The sequence below is a fragment of the Streptomyces sp. 7N604 genome (genome assembly GCF_052245475.1).
Lineage (GTDB): Bacteria > Actinomycetota > Actinomycetes > Streptomycetales > Streptomycetaceae > Streptomyces.
This window is the reverse complement of record NZ_JBQQBX010000029.1, coordinates 41390-65379: the sequence shown is the minus strand read 5'-3', so window position 1 is coordinate 65379 and position 23990 is coordinate 41390. Positions and strand designations below refer to the sequence as shown.

Genomic DNA, 23990 nt, shown 5'->3' with positions numbered 1-23990 from the left:
CCCGGTGGGAACGCTCGGCGGGCGGGCCCGCCGGCCCGCGCGAAGCCCTGGGCGCTCCGCGCAGCAGATTCCCGCCCGTCCGCCCCTTTTCAGGACCGGGCGGGTGGGAATCTCCGCCGAAGGCGCGGCCGGTAGGGCGCGGCGGCCGGTCCGCTCCGCGGCCCCGCATGCGGGGGCCCGGGCCCTGCGCTGCGCCCGCTCCCCTGCCCCAGTATCCCCGCCCCACCCTCCGTCCCCCGCGGGGCGCTCTTCCTGCCCGCCCGCCCCAAAAGTGGGGCGGACCACGGACCGGCGCCCGGGATCCCGCGGGGATGGGCTGCGGGCGCAGGGGGCCTGGGCAGCGGGAGCGGCGCGGGCCGACCCGGGGACGCGGAGCGCCGGGGGCCGGGGCGGATAACCTTGGGTCCATGGCCGAGTCCTCTGAGTTCGGAGCGGACCTTTCGGACTTCCGCAGCAGGGTCGAGGAACTGCGGTCGGCACGCTCGCTGCCCCCGGAAGAGCAGACCGCTGCCCTCGACGCCGCCCTCTTCGAGCTCCAGCACGTCGCCGAGGTGCTGTGGCCCCGCTACGAGGAGCTCGCCGCGGAGGCTCGCCGCAACGGCGGGCGGCGCGACGAGCCGGAGTTGCGGCTGCTGCGCGGCCTGTTCCAGCGGCTGCCGCTGCCGGTCGCGCTGCTGGACCACACGACCGTCGTGCGGCGGCTCAACGTCGCCGCAACCGAGCTCTTCGGGATGCGCATGGGCTACGCCACCGGGCGCGCCCTGACCGGACTGCTCGCCCACGACGGCCGCCCCGCCTTCCGCTCCCAAGTGGCCGCCGTGGCCCGCGGCGAGGGCGACCGGAGCCTGGAGGTGCGGCTGCTGCAGGAGGAGGGCGCCAAGCCCCGGCCGGGCGGGGCCCTGCGGGTCACGCTCACGGCGCTGCGGCCGCCGGGCGAGCCGCGCCCTGCCGTGCTCGCCGTCTTCCAGGACGCGGAGGGCACCCGCCGCGCCGCCGCCGCGGCCGGGCGCGCGGTCCGCCCGGCCGCCGCGGGCGCGGCCGGCCACCCCGGCGGCCACGGGCCGCGCGTGTCCAAGGCGCCCCGCCCCGACCTGGCCGAAGTGTCCCGGAACGCCGAGCTGATGGACCTGATGGACGACATGGCGAGCGAGCTGCTGCGCGCCGAACCGGTCGGCCGCGAGGCCGTACTGGACGGAGCGGCCCGGCTGCTGCACGGCCGCTTCGCCGAGTGGGTGGTCGCCGACCTCGCCGAGGGGCGGAGCGGGGACGAGTACGGCGGCTGGCCGCTGCGCCGTATCGCGGTGCTCGGCCCCGACCCCCAGCAGGAGGCATCCCTCAGGGCCCAGGACCCGGCGGACTGCCCGCTGGTGGTGGACGCGGTCCGGAACGGCGTCTCGGCCCTGCGCGTCCGGCCCGACGACCCGGACGCCTTCGGCCACGACGCGTCCGGGGCCTCCGTACTGGTACGGGCCCAGGTCACATCGCTGCTGTGCGTGCCGCTGTGCCTGCCGCCCTCCCACGGGGAAACGGCCCCCGCGCTGGGCGCACTCACCCTCTTCCGTACGGGCTGGCGGCGCGCGTTCGAAATGGCGGAGGCGGGCGTCGTCGACCGCATGTCCCGCCATCTGGCGATGGCCCTGCGCCAGGCGGGCCTCCAGGCCGCGCCGACCGACTGACGACCGGCCGACGACCTGACGACCGACCGACGGCCCGGTGACCGACGCGGTCCCTCGTCAATCGTCAGCTCGCGTCGGCCATCACCTGGTCGCACAGTGCCGCGCACGTACGGCTGATGAGCCGGGAGACGTGCATCTGGGAGATGCCGAGCTGCTCGGCTATCCGGCTCTGCGTCATGTCGCAGAAGAAGCGCATGTAGAGGATCTGCCGCTCGCGCTCGGGCAGACTGCTGAGCTTCGGCTTGAGGGCTTCGCGGTCGACGACCCGGTCGTAGCCCGACTCCTGGTCTCCGAGGGTGTCGACGAGGGCGTAACCGTCCTCGGAGCCCGGCAGTTCGGCGTCGAGCGAGAGCGGGGTGTAGCTGTCCAGGGCCTCCAGACCGATCCGGACCTCCTGCTCGGTCATGCCGGTGTGGTCGGCGATCTCCTGGACGGTGGGGCCGCGCCCGTCGAGCGAGTGGGACAGCTCGCGGTGGGCGGCCCGTACGCGATTGCGCAGCTCCTGGACCCGGCGGGGCACGTGCAGGCCCCACATGTGGTCGCGGAAGTGGCGCTTGACCTCGCCTACGACCGTCGGCACGGCGAAGCTCTCGAATGCGGTGCCGCGGGCCGGGTCGTAGCGGATCACGGCCTTCACCAGCCCGAGGGCGGCCACCTGCTCGAGGTCCTCGAGGGACTCTCCGCGGTTGCGGAACTGCCGGGCCAGCCGCTCGGCCATGGGGATCCACGCCTGCACGACCTGTTGCCGCAGGGCCTCCTTCTCGGGCCCGTCGGGGAGATGGGCGAGCTCCTGGAATTCGGCGGTGGTGTCGGGGGCGTCGTCATGCGGGTGCTTCGCTGAGGGGCGCCTGGTGGCCTGAGCCTTGCCCCGTGCTCGTACGGTCGTCATGAGGAACAGCTCCCAGTACGGCGTTCTGTTCACCGCAGAAGCGAAGAATGCGCCCGGGACGGGCCAGGGACACCCGGGGCGGGCGCTATTGCTCCCGCGGGGCGTGCCTTCGGTCCGAAGCACGATTTTCGCTTGCCCGGCCGGTTGGGGCGTAAACGCGGCAGCCGGGGGACTAACTCCACGGTAGCCACGGGGGGCGGCGGACGCATCCGGACGGGTGATTCCGCAGGCCGGCCGCCCGCGCGGGAGGTTTCCCGGGCGGGCTACCGGTGGCCCGAGCACGTCGGCCAGGTGCCGTGGACCGACGGACGGGCATCGGCGCGGTGCGCCCGACGAGGCGCTCCGGGAGGCTCAGGAGTCAGGCCGGCCAGGTGCCTGTGAGGCGGCGCATGCCGGTGGCCTCGCCGCGTTTGACGGTCGCGCGGACGCCCGCCGTGATGGCGCCCTGGAGGGCGGCCGCCGGCAGCACCTCGCGCCAGGTGGCGTCCTCGTCCGTGGGGGCGGGAGCCTTGTCCTGGCCCGGGAGCAGCCTCCACACGCGCTTGAAGATCGCGCCGGCGATCATGCCGCCGAGGATCCCGGACACCATGGCCAGCACCTTGTAGATCGCTCTCGCCACGGCTCACCACCTCCTGTCATGGGCGGATCGCGCGGGCCCGGCCACGGCCCGGCCGGCTCCGGCGGCTCCTTCGGCGGGCGCGCATGCCGCGCGTGGCCAGCACCGCGGCGAGCACCAGCAGGCCGCCGATGAGGCCGGCGGGGACCGGGCGCCGCCGTCCGGCCTCCGCGGCCTTCGACGCGGCCGACCAGATCTGCTCCGGGGTCCTGTCGTGGACCACATGGGCGGCGTGGGCCGTCCTGTCCTGCACGGCGTGGCGGGCGTGGGACGTCCTGTCCTGCACGGCGTGGGCCGTGTGGGCGGTCCTGTCCTGCACGGCGTGGGCCGTGTGGGCGGTCCTGTCCTGGACCGCGTGCCGGGCGTGGGACGCGGTGTCGCGCGCGTGCTGCCTGGCCTCGGCGGCCCGGGCCTGTACGCGCTCCCTGACCTCCGCGGCCTTGTGCTGCGCCCTGCCCTTCACATCGGCCTTGGCCGCGAGCTCCTCGACCGTCGTGCCCAGCCGCTCGCGGGCCTGTGCGACCTGTCCGCGCAGCTCCTCGGGGTTGCTGCTCATCGGTGTGCCCTCTCCTTGATCTCCTCGACGTCGGTCCTGACCCCGCTGATGGCCTGCTCCGGCTTGAGCGGCGCGGCCTTGCGGGTCTGCATCCTGCCCAGCAGTGCGAGAACGGCTGCGAGCACGAACAGCACGCCGGTCACGATCAGCGCGGCCGCCCAGACGGGCAGGGCCAGCGCGATGGCCGCGATGCCCGTGGCGGCCAGCGCCTGCAGTCCGATCAGGGCCATGATCCCGGCCCCGCCGAAGAACCCACCGCCGAGTCCGGCCCGCTTGCCCTTGCTCACCATCTCCGCCTGGGCGAGTCGGAGTTCGCTGCGCACGAGGTCGGACAGCTGCTCCGAGGCCTGCTTGACGAGCACGCCCACGGACTTGTCGTCGGGCGAGGCGGCGCGGTGTCCGTTCGTATCCGCGGGGGTGGGGGTTCTCGTATCAGCAGGTGCTCCCGAGGCCCCCGTATCAGGAGGGGTTGTGGTTTCCGCGCGCGTGGTGCTTCCGGTGCTTCCGGTGCGCTCCGAGGTGTCGGTCACGTGTCCTCACCTCCCTCTTCAGGCGTGAACGGTGGGGCTGTGACCAGCCCTGCCGGCGGCGTCAGCAGCAATTCCTCGTACCGGCCCAGTGCGAGAACGACACCGAGCATCACGATCGGCATGAGTAGGGCGAGCAACAACGCCATGGGCCCTGTCCCTTCCCTGTGCGCCCGCGCGCGCTCTGGAAGAACGCCGCGGACTCAGGACCGAGTGACCGCGCTCGACGTCACCAAACGTCCGGAATATCCAGGGCGTGGGCGCAGACGTGGCCGAAGCACGGCCCGCGCATGGCCCAGGCATGGCTTGGGCCCGGGATCCCTGAAGTCCCGGGCCCGAAGCCTCTCTTCTCCCCAACTCACGGCCGCTCGGCCGACATCCGGGTCCCCGTCCCGGCCGACTCCAAACACCCCCGGGGACGTTTGTTCCCCCCAGCTCTTTCCTCGGCCCTCCCCGCCCCCGCTCCGGCTGCTCAGCTGCAGGTCCTGGCCCTGGCGCCGTCCCGCGTCCGGCCTGCCGCCACGGACCGGTCCGGGTGCCTGCGCAGATACTCCGCCTCCAGCTCCGCCATCCGGGACGTGTGCCTCTCCAGTGCGTCCTCCGACCCGTAGAGCAGCGTCTCGTGGCGGGTGCGGTGGATCGTCTCGAGTTCCTTGATCAGGTGTGGTTCGTCGAGCGCAGCCGCGTCGATGCCGCCGCCCCGCCGTCCGGGGTCGCCCATGAGGCCACTCCCTTCCGTCACCTGCGTGACCGGGCCGGCCACGCAGCGCAGCCGTGTTGCTGTCCGCTCGACGGGTACCCGCTCGGCACGACCGACACGGATCCGCACGGGATCCGGACGGATCAGTACGACGGATCAGTACGGAGGACGCCATGGAGCGAGGCAACCGGCTCAATGTGCACAAGGACGACGAGATGAAGCACGAACTCCAGGGTCTGCTTCGCTCCGGCCACCCCACCAGGTCCGAGGAATGGCACGACCCCGAGCCCGCCGCAGACGACGACCCGGAGGTCGCCGCCGGCCGGGTCGCGGGTCTCGGCTCCCCCGGCGACGCCGAAGCGCTCCGCTACGAACTGGCCCGGTACTTCGCCCGCACCCCGTTCCCGGCCAAGCGGCGGGAACTGGTGCACACCCTGCAGGAGCGGAACGCCCCGGACCGGCTGGTCGAGATCGTGGGCCATCTGCCGCCCCAGGACACGTACAGCAACGTGCAGGAGGTGGTGACGGCGCTCGGCCGCTCCACGCGCGCGTAGGGCGTGGGCAAGCGCGTAAGCAGGCACATCGTGCAGTGGAGCGACGGGCACGCATGGCGCACCGAGAGTCGGGTACAGCGTGCTGCGGGACCGACGTATGCACGGATGAGAGAAGGCGAACAGCGATGGCACGGTACGTGAGGGACGTCATGACTCCCGCCGTGACCGCCGTACGTCCCGATGCGTCGCTCGTCGAGGCGGCACAGCTGATGCGGGAGCAGGACATCGGGGACGTACTCGTCGCCCAGGACGGCAGGCTGCTCGGCATGCTCACGGACCGGGACATCACCTTGCGAGCCGTGGCGGACGGCGTGGATCCGCTGACGGTGAGCGCCCAGTCCGTCTGCACGCCGGAGCCGGTGACGGTCCGACCCGACGACTCGGTGACGACGGCGGTGGCGCTGATGCGGACGCATGCGATCCGGCGACTCCCCGTCGTCCAGGACGGCGCGGCGATGGGCGTGGTGAGCATCGGGGATCTGGCGCAGGAGCAGGACCCGGACTCGGCGCTCGCGGACATCAGCCGGGCGTCGCCGGACAGCTGGCCGTCGCCGGACAGCTGGCCGGGCTGACGGGCACGTCGTCCGGCCGGCACACGGACCGGCAGAGGAGGCACAGGCTGATACGGCATGCGCTGAAACAGAGCGGGCTCCGCCGATGGCTGAGCGCGCGCGACCGGTCCCTCTTCCATATGGTGGCGTCCCGTCACTGGCCCGGCGCCGAGGGCGTGCTGCCGCGGCTGAGCCGGAGCGCCGACCACGGGCGGCTGTGGTTCGGCATCGCAGGCGTCATGTGGGCGGTCGGCAACCCGCGCGGGCGGCGCGCGGCGGCCCGCGGTGTCGCTTCGCTGGCGCTCGCCTCGGCCACGGTCAACACCGTGCTGAAAGGATCCATCGGCCGGGCCCGCCCGGTTGCGCACGCCGTGCCGCTGGTGCGGCGGCTGGCCCGCCACCCGATCACCACCTCCTTCCCTTCTGGCCACTCGGCCTCGGCTGCCGCCTTCACCGTGGGAGCGGCCCTCGAGTCTCGCCGCTGGGGCGCCGCGCTGGCGCCGGTCGCGGCTTCCGTCGCGTTCTCCCGCGTATACACGGGCGTCCACTATCCGAGCGATGTGGTGGTCGGGGCAGCGCTGGGCGCGGGCGCGGCGTTCGCGGTGCGCGGGCTCGTACCGACGCGCACTCAACTGCCGCCGCCCGCCCGGCCGCGGGCGGACGCGCCCGCGCTGCCCGGCGGGGACGGGCTGATCGTGGTCGTCAATCCCGCCTCGGGTGCGCCGCCCACCCTGGCCGACCCCGTGCGGCAGCTGCGGACCGCCCTGCCCGAGGCGGAAGTGGTGCTGTACGAGGAGGATGCCGGGCCGCTGCCGAAGGTGCTGGAGGAGGCGGCGGAGGACGCACTGCGGCGGGCCGGCGCGCTGGGCGTCTGCGGCGGCGATGGCTCGGTGAACGCGGCGGCGGGCGTGGCGCTGCGCTACGGCGTGCCGCTCGCGGTGCTGCCGGGCGGCACGTTCAACCACTTCGCCGCCGACCTCGGGGTGGAGACCGTTCAGGACACGTGCCGCGCGGTGGCGGCGGGCACCGCGGTGCGGGTGGACGTGGGCCGAGTGTCCCCGGTGGCGGGTCCTCCGGCCGAACCGGTCCACTTCCTCAACACCTTCAGCATCGGCTCGTATCCGGAGCTCGTACGGGTGCGGGAGCGCTGGTCGCCCCGGCTGGGCGGGCCGCTCGCGGGACTGCTGGGCGCGGTGCACGTGCTGCGCACGTCGCGGCCGGTCACGGCGGTGGTGAACGGGCGGCCGCGGTCGCTGTGGCTGCTGTTCGCGGGCAACGGCGCCTACCGCAGCGTCGGTCTGGCCCCGGTGCGGCGCTACGACCTTGCCGACGGGCTGCTCGACGTCCGGATCGCGCGGGCCGGGCGCTTCGCCCGTACGTGGCTGCTCGCGGCGGCGGTGACGGGGGTGCACCGGCGCTCCCCCTTTTACGCGGCGGTCCGCGCTCGGCGCCTGCGGGTCTCCGGGCTGCCGGAGGGCACGGACATGGCCTACGACGGAGAGGTGGCGCCCGCGCCTCCGGCGTTCCTCATCCACAAAGCCGAAGAGGCACTGACGGTGTACCGCCCCACATAGGACCATTGACCAGTATGTGATACGACTCTCTCGCTATACGAGATGGAGCGTAGGCTGCGGATACCTGCCGCCGCACGGTCGAGAGAGGGGATCCGCCATGCCGGAGAAGGCACCCGAGAGGTCTGTCGACAGGGCGCGCGCCGGCGAGGCACCGGGCAAGGCCGCCGTCTACACCCACGGGCACCACGAGTCGGTGCTCCGCTCGCACAGCTGGCGGACGGCCGCCAACTCGGCCGCCTACCTCATCGGCGAGCTCCACCCGGGCCTCGACCTGCTGGACGTGGGTTGCGGCCCCGGCACGATCACCGCGGACCTGGCCGCCCTGCTCGCGCCCGGCCGCGTCACGGCGGTCGACGCGGCACCCGGAATCCTGGACCAGGCGCGCCGGGCGGCCGCCGAACGCGGCCTGGACAACGTCGACTTCGCGGTCGCCGACGTCCACGGCCTGGACTTCCCCGACGACTCCTTCGACGTCGTCCATGCCCACCAGGTGCTCCAGCACGTCGGCGACCCGGTGCGCGCACTGCGCGAGATGCGGCGCGTGTGCCGGCCCGGCGGCGTCGTGGCGGCGCGTGACTCCGACTACGCGGCGATGACGTGGTACCCGTCCGTGCCGGGCCTGGACGACTGGCTGGAGCTGTACCGGCGGGTGGCGCGCGCCAACGGCGGCGAGCCGGACGCCGGCCGGCGCCTCACGTCGTGGGCCCGCCAGGCAGGCTTCACCGACGTGACGGCGACTGCCGCGACCTGGTGCTACGCGACGCCCGAGGAGCGCGCCTGGTGGAGCGGCCTGTGGGCGGACCGCACGACTGAATCGCTCTATGCGCGCCGCGCGGTGGATGGCGGCCACGCCACCGGGGCGGACCTGCGGCGGATCGCGGACGCGTGGCGGGAGTGGGGACGGAGGGACGACGGCTGGTTCGCCGTGCTGCACGGCGAGGTCCTGTGCCGCACAGCGACCGCAACCCGCGTACCGTGGATCCCCCGGACGGCCTAGGCTCGTTGTATGGAGATCCTGGGTACTTCACTGCGCGTGTGCGTCGATGACCTCGAGTCCGCTGTCGGTGTCTACGAGCGCCTGACGGGCAGCCAGGCGCTGCGCTTCGAGCGCGGCGGTGTCTCCGTCGCGGCGGTCGGCGCCTTCCTGCTGATGAGCGGCCCCCAGGCCGAGCTCGACATTCTGCGGAAGGTCACGGCCACCATCGCCGTGAAGGACGTGGACGAGGCGTACGCCGTGCTGACCGAGGTGGGTGCCCAGATCATCGCGGGCCCCGTGCCGACCCCGGTGGGCCGCAACCTGCTGGCCCGTCACCCCGACGGATCGGTCTTCGAGTACGTCGACCGTGGCGGGTCCGCGGCCTGATGGGGGCCACAGGCCGCAGACCCGCCACGGGCCCACCGCTGGTCACATCCCGTCACGTCACCAGCAGGACGATCTTTCCCCGCGTGCGGCCTTCCTGGCTGAGCCGGAACGCCTCGGCGACCTCCGCGAGCGGAAGCTCCTTGTCGACATGGACGGTGAGCTTCCCGGCGTCGGCGAGCTCGCCGAGCGCGGTCAGATCGGCGCTGTCGGGGCGGACGAAGAGGTAGCGGCCGCCCCGCTCCGCGATCCCGGGGTCGATGATGGACACCACCCGGGACGGGGACTTCGCCAGCTCCAGGGACGCGGGGATGGCGTCGTCGCCGACGAAGTCGAAGGCCGCGTCGACCCCTTCGGGAGCCAGCGCCCGCACCCGGTCGACGAGCCCCTCCCCGTACGTCACCGGCTCCGCGCCCAAAGAGCGCAGATAGCCGTGCTTGGGTTCGCTCGCCGTGCCGATCACACGTGCCCCCCGCGCTGCCGCGATCTGCACGGTGAGTGAACCGACGCCGCCCGCGGCCGCGTTCACCAGGACCGTGTCGCCCCTGCCGACGCCGGCTGCGCTCAGCGACTGGTACGCGGTGAGCCCGGCCAGCGGCAGGCCCGCGGCCTGCTGCCAGCTGAGCGAGGCGGGCTTGCGCGCGAGGGTGCGGACGGGCGCGGGCACCAGCTCGGCGTACGTGCCGTGCTGCACGACGTCCTGCCGGTTGTAGCCGATCACCTCGTCCCCCGGCGCGAACTCCGTGACGGACGGGCCGGCCCGCTCCACCACACCGGCCAGGTCCCAGCCCGGGATCAGCGGGAAGTGGACGTACATGATCTGGTCGAGGTAGCCGGCCGCGACCTTCCAGTCCACCGGGTTGACCCCGGCGGCCTTGGTGCGGACGAGTACGGTGTCCGGGCCGACCTTGGGCTCCGGCTGGACGGTGATCTGCGGGGTTTCGCCGTAGGCGCTGATCGTGACTGCCTTCATGCCCGCTGGAACGGGGGGCCGGAACCGATCATTCCCGCCCCGCCGCATTCTGGCGGAACGTCATCCGTGTGGCCGCATGCGGTAGTCGTACCGCCGCGGCAGCGGGTGCGCGGCGCGGGCGCGGGCCCGTACGTCCTCGGTCACCGGACCGCCGCCCGCCATCAGCTGCTCCACGACGGCGTACCAGGTCCGCTCCAGCGTCTCCTCGCCCTCCCGCAGGTCGTCGACCTCGAAGCGGGCGTCGAACACCGCCCGCGCGGCCTGCGCGTCGCCCTGCGCGAGCAGAACCTGCGCCTGGAGCAGCCGGAACCGGCCACGGTCGCGGACGGAGGGGCGGAGCGCTTCGAGGACGGCCGCCGCGTCGCCCGCGCGCCCCGCGGCCAGCAGGGCGGGAATCGCCTCGCGGGCGAGCGCCGTGTGGAAGTGCTTCCAGTACGGGCGTCCCACGCCGACTCCACCGCCTCGGTGAAAGCTCGGGGGTACAGATCGGCGGCCCGCGCGGTCTCACCGGCCTCCGCCTCCGCGACCGCCAGGCAGCGCAGCACCCAGGGGCCCCGGAGTCCGCGCCCCGGCTGCGCAGCGAACGCTCCCAGCTGCGCACGGCCTGCGAGCGGTCGCCCGCGTGCCACTGGGCGACCCCCAGGTGGTAGTCACGGTCGGCGGTCGGCGCCGAGGCCTCGAGGAGAGCCCGCTACGGAGAGCGTGGTGTGACCCGTCGCGCCGATGTTCCACTCGATGCCGCCGGAGAACCAGGCGCCGTTGAGGGCGAAGGACGCGGGCTGGAAGACCGGGTTGCGTAGAGGAGTTCGCGGCCGCTGGGCTTGGCCGGCGCCCCCGATGACCATGGAACACGCTCGTGGCCCCGCTGACCAGGCCCGCTTCTGGTCAGGGTTGGGTTTTCGGGCGAGGGGAGGAGCGGGCCCCGGCCGTCTTCTCAGGACGGCGTGCGCCGACCGGCGGAGTCGTCGGCATCGTTCCCGTTGGCCGCGTCGGTCGGCGGGCCCGTGCGGCCGCTGGGCTGATCAACTGTCATCTCGGCCGTGATGGCCCAGCGTTCGTGGTCCCGCCAGGCGCCCGCGATGAACAGGAAGTCCGGCGAGTAGCCCTCGAGCCGGAAGCCGAGCCGCTGCACGAGTTTCCGTGACGCCTCGTTGCCCGGCTGGATGTTCGCCTCCAGCCGGTGCAGGCCGAGCCGCCCGAACGCGTACCGCACGACGAGCCCGAGACCCTCGGTCATGTAGCCGCGCCCGGCCGCGTGCGCGAAGACCCCGTAGCCCACAGCACCGCACTGGAAGCCGCCCCGGACGATGTTGTTGATCGCGATGCCCGCCACGATCCGCCCGGTGTCCCGCTCGCAGACCGCATAGCCCTCGGCGCCGGGGGTGCGGAACTTGGCGGACCACCGCTCGAACTCCTCGGCGGTGGATGGCAGAAACACCCACGGGTGATGCAGCCCGGCGCTCTCCCGCACCCGTGCGGTGAACTCCTCCTGGTCTGCCCGCTCGATGTGCCGGATGGCCACGCGAGGCCCTGCTGCGAGATGGACGGCGTCGAACGGCACCGGCCCATCGTACGAATCGGGGGCGCGGGACGCACGGCGAGCGGATCGGAACGCTCCCGCCCGCGGGCCCGCTCCCTACGGGGACGGCGGTTGCTCCCTACGGACGAGGGGATCCGCAGGCGCGACCGCAGCGGTCGGGCTGAGGCGTACGGCGCAGGCTGCCGCGTACTCGTGCCGATCCACGAGGTCTTCGGGCCGATCCGCAGGCATTACGGGCAGGTCGCGTGAGGTTGGCAGGGGCACATCGGCGAGGGTCCAGCCGGGCGGCTGCACCGGTTCAGGACCCGCCCCGACAAGGGTGATGGACGGGTCCTCGGCGAGGCCCGTACCGGTGCCCTTGAGGTAGGCCTCCTTGCGGGTCCAGCAGCGGGCGAAGGCCGCCGGACGTTCGGCGTCCGGCAGGGCGGTGAGTTCGGCGCGCTCGGCCGGGTGCAGAGTGGTGGCGACTTCGGTCGCCGTCCTCGCGGGCGGCACCTTCTCGACGTCGATGCCGACAGCGGTGTCCGCGAAGGCGAGCAGCACGAGGTCCCCGGAGTGGGAGAGGGAGAAGTGCAGCGGCGCGCCGCGCAGGGCGGGGCGGCCGTGCGGGCCGCCGCAGCCCGGGCACGGCTCCCGTACGAACTCCACGGCTGCCGGGGCGAGGCAGAGATACGCGGCGAGCAGCCGCCGCAGCGCCACATGCGCGACCCGGTACCGGTCGCGGTCCACCGGGCGCACGAACGCCGCCGCCCGCGCCCGCTCCCCCTCGTCCAGCAGGTGCTCCTCGGCAGCGGCGCGCTCCGCGTGCGCGGACACGCCTGCCACCCACAGGCGCAGCGCCCCACCCGCCCACGGTGCGGGCAGGGGGTCTGCCCCGTACCGGTGCGGCACGGGTGTGCACCCGACGGCCGGTCCGTCGAACGGGCTGCCAACGGCGGTCATCGGTCGTCCTCCTGGGGGTGTTGCGCCGTGATTACAGTCAGGGGCGGGTGCGGTCAGTCCATGTGGCCATTCGTGCTGTGTGATGCGCGATGCGTGATTCCCGGTGCTGATTGATGACCGTACCGGTGATCGGTGACGTACGGCCGTGGCGGAACGCGGCCCGCGCCGAGCAGTTGGGTGACCACGTCGGGGTCGAGGGCGGTGCCACCTGCGGCGACGCGGCTCAGTGCCGCCGCTGCGACGAGCGCCCCGACCGCCCGCCAGAGGCCGGGTCGCCGAGCACGGCGCGCCGCCAGCCGAACAGGCCGGGCTGCGTACGCGGTACGGGCGGCTCGACGCGCTCGCCCAACAGGCCGCGGACGAGGCCGCGGTGAGCGGCCGCGAGCCCGAGGGCGCCGCGCAGGGTCGCCGCTATCAGCCAGGGCCCGAGCGGGGTCACCGACAGCGCGCCCCGACCAGCAGCCCGGCCGGGACCAGTACGGCCCCGGCCAGCGCGAACGGCAGCGCGATGACCGCGTACAGCAGCGTGCCGACCGCCTCTGCCGCCCCCGGATCCCGGGCCGCAGCCGGTCGCAGCCGACCTCTCCAGTCGCGCCGGTCACCCATACGTCACTTGGTGAGCTCCAGCGTCGGTACGTCCGGCGCGTCGATGCCGAAGGTCCGGGCGTAGAGGGAGAGTTCGGCCTCCAGAGCCCGGATCATCGTCTCCGCCCTGCGGAACCCGTGGCCCTCCCCCTCGAAGGTGACGTACGCGTGCGGGACGCCGCGTCCGGCCATCTCCGCGACGAACCGCTCGCACTGCGAGGGCGGGCAGATCACGTCGTCCAGCCCCTGAAGGAGCAGGAAGGACGCCGTGATCCGGTCGGCGTGACGCAGCGGCGAGCGGTGGCGGTAGCGGCCCGGCACTTCGGACGGCGAGCCGATCAGGCTCTCGAGATAGCGCGACTCGAAGTCGTGCGTGCCGTCTTCCGCGGCCCAGCTCAGCGGATCCAGGACGGGGTAGATGACCGTGCCGCAGGCGTAGACATCCGTGGTGGCGAGGGAGGCCGCCGCCGTCCAGCCGCCCGCGCTGGCGCCGCGGATGGCCAGCCGCGCGGGGTCCGCCGTGCCTTCCTCGGCCAGCACCCCGGCGACGGCCGCGCAGTCCTCGACGTCCACCACACCCCACTGCTCGCGCAGTCGGTTGCGGTACTCCCGCCCGTATCCCGTCGAGCCGCCGTAGTTGACCTCCGCCACGCCGATGCCGCGGGAGGTGAAGTAGGCGATCTCCAGGTCGAGTACGAGCGGTGCGTGGTCCGTCGGCCCGCCGTGCGCCCACACCACGTACGGCGGAAGCTCGCCCGCCGGGGCGGTGTGGTCCGGGCTGTGCGGAGGGTAGATGTGGGCGTGGACCTTCCGGCCGCCTGGACCGCTGAAGGTCCGTATATGCGGCTCGGGGTAGTACGCCGGGTCGACCGGATGGACATGCTCCGCGCCGATCACGCGGGTGCGGCCCGCGGCGGTGTCGAGCTCCACCACCTCGTACCCGCTCCGGGGGCTGGCGGCGACCCCGACGACCCGGGAGCCCTGCACGGCCAGGCTCGGCGCCCATGCCGTCCACGGCCCCGCCGCGTCGGTGAGTTCACCGGTCTCGGGGTCGAGGACGCCCAGCGCCGTGGTGCCGCGGCCGTGCACGACGGCGATCAGGCCGGTGGGCAGCGGGGCGAACCAGCGGGAGCCGATCCGCCACAGCGGTCCGCCGAACTCCTCGGCCCGCGGGCACAGGGCGGTGGCCCGTCCGCCCTCGAGGGGGATGCGGTAGAGGTTCCACCAGCCGCTGCGGTCGCTCGCGACGAGCAGTTCTCCGTCGGGCGTCCACTCGGCCTGGGCGATGGACTCGACGGCGCCGCCGACGACCGGGCGGACGCGCGTGAGCCTGCCGTCCTGCGTGACATCCGCGAGATTCACCACCGTCCCGTCCCACGGCATCCCGGGGTGGTCCCAGGCGATCCAGGCCGCCCGCCGCCCGTCCGGGGACAGCTTCGGTGCTGTGACGAAACGGTTCCGTTCGTCGGTCAGCTCACGGACTGCGGTGCGGTCCTCCGCCGCCGACCCGTCGAGCGGGACGGCCACGATGACCCGGCGTACGTCGGTGGGCGTCTCGCCGGTGAACTCCTCCAGCACGCACCACACTTCGCCCCGCTCGAGGTCGATCCGCGGATCGGCCCAGCGCAGCCCGCCGCCGAGCGCCGAGAGGGGTGTGAGCGGCCGCGGCTCCGCAGCACCGTGCGCGCCGGGAGGCCCGGCGCCCGGCCCGGCGTCCGCCCCGGCGCCCGGCCCGGCGTCCGGCTCGAACACGTACAGCCGCTGGTCGGCGAAGTTCACGAAGACGGCGATCGGGCCGCCCTCCGCCCGGGGCACCGCGGCCCACGGCTGCCCGCCGTACTCGATGACCCTGCTGCGGACGTTCCAGGGCGCGGGCAGCAGCGACTGCTCGGTGCCGTTGGCGCGACGCCGGACCAGCGCTCTCCGTCCGCCCTCGGAGGGCCTCGGCCCGGTCCACCACACCTCCTCCCCGACCGCACCCACGAACTCCGGCCTCCCGTCGTGGGAGGCGGCCAGGGCCGCGCCGATGGGCGACTTCCAGGCGCCGTACGGGGCCGTGGACACCATGCGTCATGCCTCCTGCGATGTGCTGCTGTTCTTCAGTGCGATGTGCCGCTGTTCTTGAGGAAGTGATCGAGCACTCGCACGCCGAAGTGGAGTGCCTCGACCGGGACCCGCTCGTCGACCCCGTGGAAGAGCGCTCCGTAGTCGAACCCCTCGGGGAGCTTCAGCGGCGAGAAGCCGTAGCCGGTGATGCCGAGCCGGGAGAACTGCTTGGCGTCCGTGCCGCCCGCTATGCAGTACGGCACGGCCTTGCTCCCGGGGTCGAACAGCTCGACGGCCTCGCGCATGGCCCGGAACGCGGGCGAGTCGACGGGCGCCTGCAGCGGTACCTCCCTGTGGTGGAACTCCCAGTCCACGTCCGGCCCCGTGAGCCGGTCGAGCGTCGCCCGGAACTCCTCCTCGCCGCCCGGGAGGATGCGGCCGTCGACGAAGGCCGTAGCGCTGCCGGGGATCACGTTGACCTTGTAACCGGCGTCCAGCATCGTCGGGTTCGCGCTGTTGCGCACGGTGGGCTCGACGAGCTTGCCCGCAGGCCCCAGCCCCGCGATCAGCGCGTCGACCTCGCGCGCCAGGTCGCCGGGGCCGGCTGCGGAGAGGTCCGCCTCGATGCCGTGCAGCTCGGCGAGTTCGGCCAGCGCGGCCCGTACGGTCGGGGTGAGCCGGACCGGCCACTCGTGCTCGCCGATCCGGGCGACCGCGGCGGCCAGCCTGCTCACCGCGTTGGCACGGTTGACCTTGGACCCGTGGCCCGCTCTGCCGTGCGCCGTCAGCCTGAGCCAGCCCGTGCCCCGCTCGCCGGCCCCGATCGGGTAGAGCCGCAGGCCGGAGGCGTGGAAGGTGAAGGCCCCGGACTCGCTGATCCCTTCCGTGCAGCCCTCGAACAGCTCCCGGTGGCGGTCGGCGAGAAAGCCGGAGCCGTACGCCGCGCTGTCCTCCTCGTCGGCGGTGAACGCCAGCACGATGTCGCGGCGCGGCCGGGTCCCGGAGCGCGCCCAGGCCCGGACGACGGCCAGGATCATCGCGTCCATGTTCTTCATGTCGATCGCGCCGCGGCCCCACACCACGCCGTCCCGGACCTCTCCCGAGAAGGGGTGCACGCTCCAGTCCGCGGGTTCGGCGGGCACGACGTCCAGATGACCGTGGACCAGCAGCGCGTCCTCACCCGGGTCCGTGCCCTCGACCCGCGCCACCACGTTCGTACGCCCGGGGGCGCGCTCGAGCAGCACCGGCTTCAGGCCCTCCTCGGCGAGCCGCTCCGCCACGTACTCGGCGGCGGGCCGCTCGGTGCAGTCGCCGCCGCCGCGGTTGGTCGTGTCGATCCTGATCAGCTCGGAGGTGAACCGCACCGCCTCGTCCAGGGCCTGGGCGTCGATCGCACTGCCCGGCAGCTCAGCCATACTGCTCCTCCACGGCGGACGAGACGACGGTCGTGACGGCCTTGAAGCAGCGGATGCCGTCGTACATGGTGTCCGAGCTGTACGCGACCCGGCGCTCGCCGCTGCTGACGACGCCTGGCACCACAGTGGCGGCCCCCGCCAGATGCTCGGCGTCGAACTCCACTTCCACCGTGAACGGCCCGTCCTCCACGGGCATGCGCCGCACCGCGAGCACCGCCGCCTCCTTGGCGGCCGCCCGGATGTCCGCCGCCGTACGGGCCGGGGGGCGGCACACGGCGGCATACCGCGACACGCAGTCCTTCACGGCCACGGAGCGCGCCTCCGGTGCGTACCCCTGCGCGTCCGCGCAGGTGCGGTCGTCGCCGGTCACCAGCACCACCGGCACCCCGAACTCGGCCACCACCAGGGAGTTCAGCAGGCCCTCGCTCGCCCGCGCGCCATTCACCCACACGCCGGTGATGGAGTTCGCGAGATAGGTGTGCGCCAGCACGCCCTCCGTGCCCGCGCCGGCGTGATAGCCGACGAACGCGATGCCGTCGACGTCGCCGTGCTGGACGCCCTCGACCATGCTGAGTGTCTTGTGCCGGCCGGTGAGCATCTGCGCGCGCTCGTCGAGCCGTTCGAGCAGCAGATTGCGCATGGTCCAGTGCGCCTCGTTGACCAGCACCTCGTCCGCGCCGCCGTCGAAGAACCCGCCGATCGCCGCGTTCACATCGGACGTGAACATATGGCGGCAGCGCTGCCACTGCTCGCTGCCCGGGAGCACGTCGGCGGGCCACGTGACGCCCGTCGCGCCCTCCATGTCCGCACTGATGAGGATCTTCAAAAAGATCTCCCTTTTCCCCTGGTCAGGCCCACCTTCCTGAGGCCTGATCTCAGTCGCCGACATCAGTTTCGTCGCAATCCAGCAGATCTCCAACGACATTCGGCGCTTCCTGCTGCGCCTTGATCGCTGCCCAGACATGGGCCGCGGAACTCGTGTCGATGTGGGTGTGTGACCCACCCTGGCACAGGGGCCCGTCACCGCCTGTGTCTTCCCGGGAACCCCTCGTGCGGGAGGGCTGCTGAAGCAGGTGTCCGATCAGGACGGCGTCGCCGTTGAAGCGCACGCCACATACCGGGGGCCGGCGACGCCGGCGAGCTCTGCCAGGGCCGCGCGGGCCCGGCTCTGCCACTCAAGGTCGCCGAGGTTGGTGAACTCGTCCAGGGCATCGCGCAGACAACCTGCGGCGGCGGGCTCGCCCAAGTGCTGCCGGGCCATGCCTTCGTGGAATGCCACCAGGGCCGCGACCCACCGATAGCCCTGAGCCGTAGCGAGCCCCTTGCGCGCGCGTACCTGGGCGTCGACGGCCTCGGGCCAGCGTTGCTGTGCCGCGAGCGCCCGCCCCATGAGGTGGTTCGTATACGCCTGGAGCAGTGTCGACTGTTCCGCCGTGACCCGCCCCAGTATCTCCGTGAGCCCAAGCATCTCCTGGAACATGTCCATGGCCTCGTCATAACGTTCCATGGCGCACAAGGTCTGCCCGACCTGCGATCGCGAGGTGTAGTTCCCCATCGGCTCGTCGAGGCCGCTGAACAACGCCACGCCCTGCATGGCGCACTCCAGTCCCTCTTCCGGGCGGTCGAGCATCTTCAGGCATATGGCGATGTACGTAAGCGCCCAGGCCTCCTCGGTCACGTTTCCGATTCGGCGGGCAAGCGCCAGGGCCTGCTGGTGCGTCGCCAGACCGGCTTCAGCGGCCCCCTCGGGGATCAGCTGGGCCCAGCCGAGGAAGTTCAGCAGGACAGCCTCGTCGTCCGCGTGGCCGAGCGCCCGGGCCGAGGCGGCACCGGAAGCGAACAGTTCGGCCCAGGGAACGCCCCGCGGGACCCGGTCGGAGTACCAGTGCATCGCGCGGGCGAACCGCACCAGTTCCAGGTGGAGCCCCAACTCGGCAGCCGACCGGGCGGCAGCGAGCCAGTGCTCCCGCTCGCGCTCCAGCCAGACATACGCGGCTGCGGACGATTCCATCCGGACCAGGACCAGGCCGCGGTCACTCCCGCCCTCCTGCGGTGCCCTGTCCCCGGCGGACCCGGGCGAAGGGTCTGCCGCGGGCAGGACCACGTCCTGTTTGACGCCGGCCGCCGTCGCCATGATCAGTAACCAGCGTGTCATCCGCTCCTCGATGCGGCGCACGTCGTCGGGGGACTCCTCGGCCTCCAGTCGTTCCCTGGCGAACAGCCGGAGCAGGTCGTGCAACCGGTATCGACCGGCCTGGCCGCCCACGTGGAGCAGACTGCTGTCGGTGAGCTCTTCGAAAGCGGTCTCGGCTTCCGCCTTGGGTATGCCCGTCACCACGGAGCCGAGCTGGACGCCGAACTCGGTGCCGGCGATCAGCGAGAGCCGGCGGAAGACCTGGCGGACCTCGGGGGCGAGTTGACGGTAGGCGAGGTGGAAGGCCGCCCGGATCTCGAGGTCCCCCGCGGCCAGGACATTGAGTCTGTCCTCCTCGTCGGCAAGGCGGCCGGCCATATGGTGCAGGCTCCATCGTGGACGGACAGCCAGCCGGTTTCCGATGATGCGCAGGGCAAGGGGAAGGTGCCCGCACCGGTCGACGATTGCCGAGGCCGCTTCCGGCTCGGCGCTCACCCGCTCCTCGCCGACGATGCGGCTCAGCAGCTGCAGCCCGCCACCCTGCGGCAGCTGGTCGAGACTCACGTGACGCGCGTCCGTCAGTCCGACGAGTATCCGGCGGCTGGTCACGAGCACCGCCGCCGTCGGGTCGACAGGCAGCAAGGGGCGGATCTGCGGCTCGTCGGCCGCGTTGTCGAGTACGAGCAGGACGCGCTTGCCACGCACCAGGGCACGCAGCAGCGCGGAGCGCTCTTCCACGGTCGAGGGCAGCCGGGACACCGGCACGCCGAGTGCCCGCAGTAACCACTCCAGCGCCTGGGCAGGCTCGACGGGTGTCGCGTGGCCTCGGAGTTCGAGAAAAAGAACGGCGTCGGGGAAGGTCTCGCGCAGTCGTTTCGCCGCTTCCACCGCAAGAGTGGTCTTGCCGATGCCCGGCTGCCCGGAGATGGCGAGGACGCGCGGACCTCGGCGCGCCTCGTCCGGCCCTCCAGCGCTGCTGCCGGCCTCGGCCACGTAGCGGACCGCGTCGGCCAGCTCGTCCTCACGGCCGCAGAAGCCCTCCGTCGTTGCCGGCAACTGGCAGAGGTCGTACGGGACTCCGGGCTCCTGCGCCCCTGACGGCGAGCCCTTCGCAGTCCCGGCTTCCTCCCCACCTTTCGCTGTGGTCGCCTCCGCCGGCAGTGCAGGTACGCCTGAGGCGTCGGCCGGACCCGCCGCTGCATCCAGCTGGTCAACGGAATCGTGCGGTGCGTCGAGCGCCGGATCGCCATCCAGCAGCCGGGCATGCAGATCCCGGAGCGCCGGACCGGGTTCAATGCCCAGCTCGTCCACCAGCGTGCGCCGGGCCCTCTGGTAGACCTCGAGCGCCTCCGCCTGCCGACCGCACCGGTACAGCGCGACCATCAACGATTCATGCAGCCCTTCCCGCAGCGGGTGCTCACGCGCCAGCGCTGCCAGCTCGGCTACGACCTCGCGGTGGAGTCCCAGTTGCAGATCCACCGTCAGGCGGCGCTCCAGCACGCCGAGCCGGCGCTCTTCCAACCGGGAACGCTCGGTCTCGGCGAGCGGACCGGGGATCCCGGCCAGCGGCGAACCCTGCCAGAGGTCAAGAGCAGCGTGCAGCAGCGAGCGGCAGTGCGGGAGGTCACCGGCGGTCCTCTGCTGCGCGGCTTCGGCCACCAGCTGCTCGAAGCCGCCGAGATCCAGGGCGTCCTGCCCGAGGTTCAGCGCGTAACTGCCGGCCACCGGGATCATGATGGACGAGCCACCACCTGAAGCGCTGTCCAGGTCCAGCACCTTGCGCAGTCGCGAGACATAGCTGCGTATCACCGATACCGCACCTGACGGCGAGTCGCTGCCCCACAGCGCGTCGACCAGCTCGCCGACCGTCATCGGACGTCCGCGGCGCAGCAGCAAGGCTGCGAGCACCCCCCGCTGCTGGGGAGGGCCAAGGGTCAGCTCTTTCTCGTCTCGCCATGCTCTGACCGGGCCCAGAACGCTGTACCGCACAGTTCCTGTCTGTGATCCGTTCACCCGTTCGACGATACGGACGGCGCTGTGCGCTTCATCGATTCAGCCGAGTGACGGGAGGAAACCGTTACTTACCCGAACGGCACCGCAGTTGCCTGGAGAGGGACTCCGGTGCGGCCCGTCGTCCGCCGTTACGGGGAACCCGAGCGAGTGGCGACAACCTCGCGGTCCCCCTGACGTACCGGGCTGCGGACGCCACGTTCCTCCAGGGCCAGTCGCAGGGCTCGCATGCCGTAGTAGAGGCGGGACTTCACCGTGCCGATGGGTATGCCGAGTCTGCGCGAGGCCGCCGGCGCCGTCCTGCCGGCGAAGTATGTCTCGTAGATCACTTCCCGGTGCATGGGCGACAGCGCCTGCAGCGCGTCCTCCACCACCAGTGAGGTGAGCAGCGAGTCCAGGGAGTCGGACTCGCTGTCGTGCAGGACGTCCAACCAGGCGCCCCCGTACACCTCCTGAGGACGGGCCACTCGCTTGCGGTACCCGTCGATGACCAGGTTGCGCGCCACCGTGAACAGCCACGCACGGGTCAGGCTGCCGGGGTCGTCCTGGTCGTGCTTGAACCAGTAGCGCAGCAGCGTCTCCTGAACGATGTCCTCGGCCTTGTCCCGGTCGCCGCCGAGAAGGCGCACCACGTAGTTGTGCAGCGCGTCCCTGTGCTCGTCGTACAGCCTCCGGACCGCTTGTTCCCGGGGGCTGTCCGTTCCGAGGGATCCCATGATGCTCCGGCGCAAGGTCTGCTCCTTTGGTCGTCCGGCCGCAAGGACCGGAGGAGGACTCCTGGGCCGAACAAGACGTGAGCGGCCCGACATCTGGGGAGTCTGTCGAGCGGTGTTGCACGTCCCGTTGACGGATGATTGGGATCCGGATATACGGCCGGCAAGGCGGCCGGCGTACCTCACGGGGCTGCGGCCTTCAGCGCCGTGTCTGCGGTGGTGAGGCGATTCAGGCGGCGCTCCACACGGTCCAGGAGTTTCACGTCCGCGGCGCTCAGCCACCCCTGGGCCGCGAGCCGGGTCCGCAGGGTGACCAGCTCCCGGCCGTGTGCGATCGCGGCAGGGGTGTCGCGGAGCAGCCGCCAGGCGGACGCGGCTCGTATGACGTCCTCCCTGGCGAGGGGGTCGCCCTGCCGGTGGCGGAGCCCGGCGAGTTCGAGAGAGATGGCCGCGGACCGCCGGTGGTGGCCGCGCAGGAAGGCTATGTAGGCCGCCAGTTCGTGGCACTCCAGGGTGTACGGGTGCTCTGCCCCGTGCCAGCGCACCATGCTCTCGGTCAGTTGCGAGACCAGTTCCTCGGCGCGCTCCAGCTCCCCGGCGGCCACGGCGGCGTTGACCCGCGCCACGGGCTCTGCCAGTTCACGCGGGATCAGTACGGCGGGGAGCGCGTCCTCGCGGCCCCGGTCGTCGCGAGGCTGGGGCGTCCCGGCCTCGACGGCTTCTTCCGCGGGGGCGGGAGCGGACTCGGCGTCCCCCAGGAGTCGGCTGGAGCCGTCGGGCGAGACCTCGATGCGTGCCGTGTAACCCGCTGCCTCGTCGAGGACCACCGCTTCGACCGGGTTCTCCCGGCCTCTCGCGTATCCCTGCAACAGGTTGAGAATCGCGACGCTGACCGTCTCCTCCTCCATCACCGGGACGCTCACGCCGTTGACGGTGGCGGAGCCGTCGTGGGAGACGACCACGTCGAAGCGGGTGACTCCCACCTCGAAGGGGGAGGACGGATTCGGGGCGGCGTCGGCGGCGTGCCGCTCCCGGCCGGTACGTACAGGTCTCCTCAGCATGGGAGTTGTCCCTCCTCATCGGGTCTGCGGTTCTGCGGTGGTCACGGGGTCAGCTGATCTACGTTGACGTGGGGGTGGGCCCGACGGTGGGATCCAGCGTGCCGCCGATCCCCTGGTACCGGGCGAACTGCGCCCTGACGCCCGCGACGTAGGCCTGGGCCTCGGTGTTGCCCTCGATGCCATGGCCTGCGCGTACCGCCTCCAGTCCGACTTCGTAGGCGGCGAGCGTCAGATCCAGCACCTCTCCCTCGGCCTCACCCGCGTCGATCATTCCTTGGACATCCTCGGCCAGCCGGCACAGGTACTCCCCTTGGGCCTCGATCGAATCCTCGGGTTCGAACGGGTCACCGTCATCCCCGAATTCATCGAACTTCTCGGGCGGGAGCTGCGAGATGCCTTCCTCGCCGTCCGGGCCGACCAGGTCCTTGTTGAAACCGGACTCGTGCATGATCTGCGAGGCGATCACCACCGGACCGATCGCGTCGCAGACGCCCCCGGCGTCCTCGATGGGCTCCAGCAGGTCGTCGGGCACGGTGCCCTCCGCCAACTCGCCCTTCCCGTCGCCTTCGAACGCCGCTTGGGCCTGCTCTCCGTAATCCTGGTTGGCCGCGTCCGAGCCTCCGCCGCCTCCGAACAGGAGGATCAGGGCGATGACCGGGGCGAGCAGGACGCCGAATCCCCCGATGATGATCACGATGACCACGCCACCGCCCAAGATGAGGGGGGACGCCAGGCATCCGAGAGTCCCCGCCGCCGCAGCGGTGTTCCTGACCGCCTTGGATGTCTCTCCTTCGCCCTCGCTCATGAGCACATCACTCCCTGATCTCCCCGCCTGAAGCGGACCTTCGGACGTTGAACCCTTTCGGGCCGAGCCCCCGTTGTGGCCCTCTGACGGATCGCGTCGAGCCCGCAGACCGAGACGGGAAGCGTGACGAATCAGTTCAATCCGGTCCGTCGGCAGCAAAGATCACGAAAGGGGGGTGGAGCCGCATGAGCGTTCCCGCAGCGGCGCCCGCGGGCCCGCAGTCATGGGTTCGCGGGCCGACCACGGGACAGCCCGCCGGGAGGCAGGGCGCGATGACCGCCCGGTCCGGAGGACCTTCGGCGCAGGTCGAGCACCGTGGGCTCGCGGTCAGTTGGGTCAACGCACACGGCGGCGCCGGAGCGAGCACACTCACCGCCCTGCTCGGCGGGGCGGACCTCGGACGCCGCTGGCCCGACCCGGCTCTCGGCGAACCCGGTCGGACGCTCCTGGTGGGGCGTACGCACTCCGAGGGCCTACGGGCAGTGGGCCGGGCCCTGGATTCCTTTCGCAGGCGGCAGCACCCGCCGGGGGTGGAGCTCCTGGGAGTGGTGCTCGTCGCCGACGCCCCGGGGCGCCTGCCGCTCAAACTCGGCCAGCGGGTCCGTGTGCTCCGCTCCGTGGCCGAGATCCACAGGATCCCGTGGATCCCGTCCCTGCGGCTCGGAAAGCGGATGGAGAAACCGCCGAAGCAGGTGCTGGAACTCGCCGAACTGCTCGGGGTGTCCGAGTACCTCAACGAAGCACGATGACCGTGAAATGGACA

The 23990-nt window shown here is 72.4% G+C and carries 27 protein-coding genes; 7 read left to right on the top strand and 20 right to left on the bottom strand.

Annotated features, from left to right (window positions below):
* The first annotated feature begins 407 nt into the window (after positions 1–407).
* A complete protein-coding gene (locus tag ACTWP8_RS28790; RefSeq protein ID WP_443325016.1) occupies positions 408–1676 on the top strand; it encodes a PAS domain-containing protein in 1269 nt (422 codons plus the stop codon).
* A gap of 64 nt (positions 1677–1740) precedes the next feature.
* Here the strand turns inward: ACTWP8_RS28790 and ACTWP8_RS28785 are convergent, their stop codons facing one another.
* The 6 genes from ACTWP8_RS28785 to ACTWP8_RS28760 all read right to left on the bottom strand — a co-directional run bounded on the left by ACTWP8_RS28785 (position 1741) and on the right by ACTWP8_RS28760 (position 4985).
* On the bottom strand, positions 1741–2565 hold the full coding sequence (locus tag ACTWP8_RS28785; RefSeq protein WP_443317126.1) for a SigB/SigF/SigG family RNA polymerase sigma factor: 825 nt from the start codon (positions 2563–2565) through the stop codon (positions 1741–1743).
* Between the two features lie 358 nt (positions 2566–2923).
* Positions 2924–3184, bottom strand: coding sequence for a DUF4235 domain-containing protein (locus ACTWP8_RS28780; RefSeq protein WP_443325015.1), 261 nt, complete (start codon positions 3182–3184; stop codon positions 2924–2926).
* 16 nt (positions 3185–3200) lie between these two features.
* Complete coding sequence (locus ACTWP8_RS28775; protein ID WP_443325014.1) at positions 3201–3737, bottom strand: DUF3618 domain-containing protein; 537 nt, start codon at positions 3735–3737, stop codon at positions 3201–3203.
* The gene (locus ACTWP8_RS28770; RefSeq protein ID WP_443325013.1) at positions 3734–4267 is read right to left on the bottom strand and encodes a phage holin family protein; all 534 of its coding nucleotides are present in this window, start codon (positions 4265–4267) and stop codon (positions 3734–3736) included. Before ACTWP8_RS28770 ends, ACTWP8_RS28775 begins: the two co-directional genes overlap by 4 nt.
* Complete coding sequence (locus ACTWP8_RS28765) at positions 4264–4413, bottom strand: hypothetical protein (protein ID WP_443316988.1); 150 nt, start codon at positions 4411–4413, stop codon at positions 4264–4266. Before ACTWP8_RS28765 ends, ACTWP8_RS28770 begins: the two co-directional genes overlap by 4 nt.
* 323 nt (positions 4414–4736) lie before the next feature.
* Entirely contained in the window at positions 4737–4985 is a 249-nt protein-coding gene (locus ACTWP8_RS28760) for a DUF6158 family protein (protein WP_443316989.1), read from the bottom strand.
* Between the two features lie 152 nt (positions 4986–5137).
* Here ACTWP8_RS28760 and ACTWP8_RS28755 point away from each other — a divergent pair, with 152 nt between their 5' ends.
* From ACTWP8_RS28755 to ACTWP8_RS28735, 5 genes are all read left to right on the top strand, one after another.
* Complete coding sequence (locus ACTWP8_RS28755; RefSeq protein ID WP_443325012.1) at positions 5138–5518, top strand: DUF2795 domain-containing protein; 381 nt, start codon at positions 5138–5140, stop codon at positions 5516–5518.
* A 125-nt stretch (positions 5519–5643) separates the two neighbouring features.
* Positions 5644–6090, top strand: coding sequence for a CBS domain-containing protein (locus ACTWP8_RS28750; protein ID WP_443325011.1), 447 nt, complete (start codon positions 5644–5646; stop codon positions 6088–6090).
* Between the two features lie 47 nt (positions 6091–6137).
* Positions 6138–7643, top strand: a complete 1506-nt coding sequence (locus tag ACTWP8_RS28745) for a bifunctional phosphatase PAP2/diacylglycerol kinase family protein (RefSeq protein WP_443325062.1) — start codon at positions 6138–6140, stop codon at positions 7641–7643.
* Between the two features lie 97 nt (positions 7644–7740).
* Positions 7741–8640, top strand: a complete 900-nt coding sequence (locus tag ACTWP8_RS28740; protein WP_443325010.1) for a class I SAM-dependent methyltransferase — start codon at positions 7741–7743, stop codon at positions 8638–8640.
* A gap of 9 nt (positions 8641–8649) precedes the next feature.
* Positions 8650–9006, top strand: coding sequence for a VOC family protein (locus ACTWP8_RS28735; RefSeq protein WP_443325009.1), 357 nt, complete (start codon positions 8650–8652; stop codon positions 9004–9006).
* A 52-nt stretch (positions 9007–9058) separates the two neighbouring features.
* Here ACTWP8_RS28735 and ACTWP8_RS28730 read toward each other — a convergent pair whose 3' ends face one another.
* The 14 genes from ACTWP8_RS28730 to ACTWP8_RS28665 form a co-directional block, all read right to left on the bottom strand.
* Positions 9059–9976, bottom strand: coding sequence for an NADP-dependent oxidoreductase (locus ACTWP8_RS28730; RefSeq protein WP_443325008.1), 918 nt, complete (start codon positions 9974–9976; stop codon positions 9059–9061).
* A 60-nt stretch (positions 9977–10036) separates the two neighbouring features.
* Complete coding sequence (locus ACTWP8_RS28725) at positions 10037–10423, bottom strand: hypothetical protein (protein WP_443325007.1); 387 nt, start codon at positions 10421–10423, stop codon at positions 10037–10039.
* A gap of 203 nt (positions 10424–10626) precedes the next feature.
* Positions 10627–10821, bottom strand: a complete 195-nt coding sequence (locus tag ACTWP8_RS28720; RefSeq protein WP_443325006.1) for a hypothetical protein — start codon at positions 10819–10821, stop codon at positions 10627–10629.
* 89 nt (positions 10822–10910) lie between these two features.
* Positions 10911–11537, bottom strand: a complete 627-nt coding sequence (locus tag ACTWP8_RS28715; RefSeq protein WP_443325005.1) for a GNAT family N-acetyltransferase — start codon at positions 11535–11537, stop codon at positions 10911–10913.
* Positions 11538–11612: 75 nt separating this feature from the next.
* Positions 11613–12458 (bottom strand): 4'-phosphopantetheinyl transferase family protein, encoded by an 846-nt coding sequence (locus ACTWP8_RS28710; protein WP_443325004.1) that lies wholly within the window; start codon positions 12456–12458, stop codon positions 11613–11615.
* 223 nt (positions 12459–12681) lie between these two features.
* On the bottom strand, positions 12682–12897 hold the full coding sequence (locus ACTWP8_RS28705) for a sensor domain-containing protein (RefSeq protein ID WP_443325003.1): 216 nt from the start codon (positions 12895–12897) through the stop codon (positions 12682–12684).
* The gene (locus ACTWP8_RS28700) at positions 12894–13064 is read right to left on the bottom strand and encodes a hypothetical protein (protein ID WP_443325002.1); all 171 of its coding nucleotides are present in this window, start codon (positions 13062–13064) and stop codon (positions 12894–12896) included. Before ACTWP8_RS28700 ends, ACTWP8_RS28705 begins: the two co-directional genes overlap by 4 nt.
* Positions 13065–13067: 3 nt before the next feature.
* Positions 13068–15110 (bottom strand): prolyl oligopeptidase family serine peptidase, encoded by a 2043-nt coding sequence (locus ACTWP8_RS28695; protein ID WP_443325001.1) that lies wholly within the window; start codon positions 15108–15110, stop codon positions 13068–13070.
* Positions 15111–15142: 32 nt separating this feature from the next.
* The gene (locus ACTWP8_RS28690; protein ID WP_443325000.1) at positions 15143–16504 is read right to left on the bottom strand and encodes a M20/M25/M40 family metallo-hydrolase; all 1362 of its coding nucleotides are present in this window, start codon (positions 16502–16504) and stop codon (positions 15143–15145) included.
* Positions 16497–17330, bottom strand: a complete 834-nt coding sequence (locus ACTWP8_RS28685) for a M55 family metallopeptidase (protein WP_443324999.1) — start codon at positions 17328–17330, stop codon at positions 16497–16499. The genes ACTWP8_RS28690 and ACTWP8_RS28685 overlap by 8 nt, the downstream gene beginning before the upstream one ends.
* Before the next feature lie 255 nt (positions 17331–17585).
* Complete coding sequence (locus ACTWP8_RS28680) at positions 17586–20627, bottom strand: AfsR/SARP family transcriptional regulator (protein ID WP_443325061.1); 3042 nt, start codon at positions 20625–20627, stop codon at positions 17586–17588.
* A 152-nt stretch (positions 20628–20779) separates the two neighbouring features.
* Positions 20780–21379, bottom strand: a complete 600-nt coding sequence (locus ACTWP8_RS28675; RefSeq protein ID WP_443324998.1) for a sigma-70 family RNA polymerase sigma factor — start codon at positions 21377–21379, stop codon at positions 20780–20782.
* A 164-nt stretch (positions 21380–21543) separates the two neighbouring features.
* Positions 21544–22422 carry a hypothetical protein gene (locus ACTWP8_RS28670; protein ID WP_443324997.1) on the bottom strand — a complete coding sequence of 293 codons (879 nt, stop codon included), beginning with the start codon at positions 22420–22422 and terminating at the stop codon, positions 21544–21546.
* A gap of 58 nt (positions 22423–22480) precedes the next feature.
* The gene (locus ACTWP8_RS28665) at positions 22481–23227 is read right to left on the bottom strand and encodes a lytic transglycosylase domain-containing protein (protein ID WP_443324996.1); all 747 of its coding nucleotides are present in this window, start codon (positions 23225–23227) and stop codon (positions 22481–22483) included.
* A gap of 185 nt (positions 23228–23412) precedes the next feature.
* Between ACTWP8_RS28665 and ACTWP8_RS28660 the strand changes: the two genes are divergently transcribed.
* Complete coding sequence (locus tag ACTWP8_RS28660; protein ID WP_443324995.1) at positions 23413–23976, top strand: DUF6668 family protein; 564 nt, start codon at positions 23413–23415, stop codon at positions 23974–23976.
* Positions 23977–23990 lie beyond the last annotated feature (14 nt).

Bases quoted from the DNA above. Each gene is read 5' to 3' on its own strand.
- ACTWP8_RS28790 (WP_443325016.1), top strand. From the start codon at position 408: ATGGCCGAGTCCTCTGAGTTCGGAGCGGACCTTTCGGACTTCCGCAGC.
- ACTWP8_RS28785 (WP_443317126.1), bottom strand. From the start codon at position 2,565: ATGACGACCGTACGAGCACGGGGCAAGGCTCAGGCCACCAGGCGCCCC.
- ACTWP8_RS28775 (WP_443325014.1), bottom strand. From the start codon at position 3,737: ATGAGCAGCAACCCCGAGGAGCTGCGCGGACAGGTCGCACAGGCCCGC.
- ACTWP8_RS28765 (WP_443316988.1), bottom strand. From the start codon at position 4,413: ATGGCGTTGTTGCTCGCCCTACTCATGCCGATCGTGATGCTCGGTGTC.
- ACTWP8_RS28760 (WP_443316989.1), bottom strand. From the start codon at position 4,985: ATGGGCGACCCCGGACGGCGGGGCGGCGGCATCGACGCGGCTGCGCTC.
- ACTWP8_RS28755 (WP_443325012.1), top strand. From the start codon at position 5,138: ATGGAGCGAGGCAACCGGCTCAATGTGCACAAGGACGACGAGATGAAG.
- ACTWP8_RS28750 (WP_443325011.1), top strand. From the start codon at position 5,644: ATGGCACGGTACGTGAGGGACGTCATGACTCCCGCCGTGACCGCCGTA.
- ACTWP8_RS28740 (WP_443325010.1), top strand. From the start codon at position 7,741: ATGCCGGAGAAGGCACCCGAGAGGTCTGTCGACAGGGCGCGCGCCGGC.
- ACTWP8_RS28735 (WP_443325009.1), top strand. From the start codon at position 8,650: ATGGAGATCCTGGGTACTTCACTGCGCGTGTGCGTCGATGACCTCGAG.
- ACTWP8_RS28730 (WP_443325008.1), bottom strand. From the start codon at position 9,976: ATGAAGGCAGTCACGATCAGCGCCTACGGCGAAACCCCGCAGATCACC.
- ACTWP8_RS28720 (WP_443325006.1), bottom strand. From the start codon at position 10,821: ATGGTCATCGGGGGCGCCGGCCAAGCCCAGCGGCCGCGAACTCCTCTA.
- ACTWP8_RS28710 (WP_443325004.1), bottom strand. From the start codon at position 12,458: ATGACCGCCGTTGGCAGCCCGTTCGACGGACCGGCCGTCGGGTGCACA.
- ACTWP8_RS28700 (WP_443325002.1), bottom strand. From the start codon at position 13,064: ATGGGTGACCGGCGCGACTGGAGAGGTCGGCTGCGACCGGCTGCGGCC.
- ACTWP8_RS28695 (WP_443325001.1), bottom strand. From the start codon at position 15,110: ATGGTGTCCACGGCCCCGTACGGCGCCTGGAAGTCGCCCATCGGCGCG.
- ACTWP8_RS28690 (WP_443325000.1), bottom strand. From the start codon at position 16,504: ATGGCTGAGCTGCCGGGCAGTGCGATCGACGCCCAGGCCCTGGACGAG.
- ACTWP8_RS28670 (WP_443324997.1), bottom strand. From the start codon at position 22,422: ATGCTGAGGAGACCTGTACGTACCGGCCGGGAGCGGCACGCCGCCGAC.
- ACTWP8_RS28665 (WP_443324996.1), bottom strand. From the start codon at position 23,227: ATGAGCGAGGGCGAAGGAGAGACATCCAAGGCGGTCAGGAACACCGCT.
- ACTWP8_RS28660 (WP_443324995.1), top strand. From the start codon at position 23,413: ATGAGCGTTCCCGCAGCGGCGCCCGCGGGCCCGCAGTCATGGGTTCGC.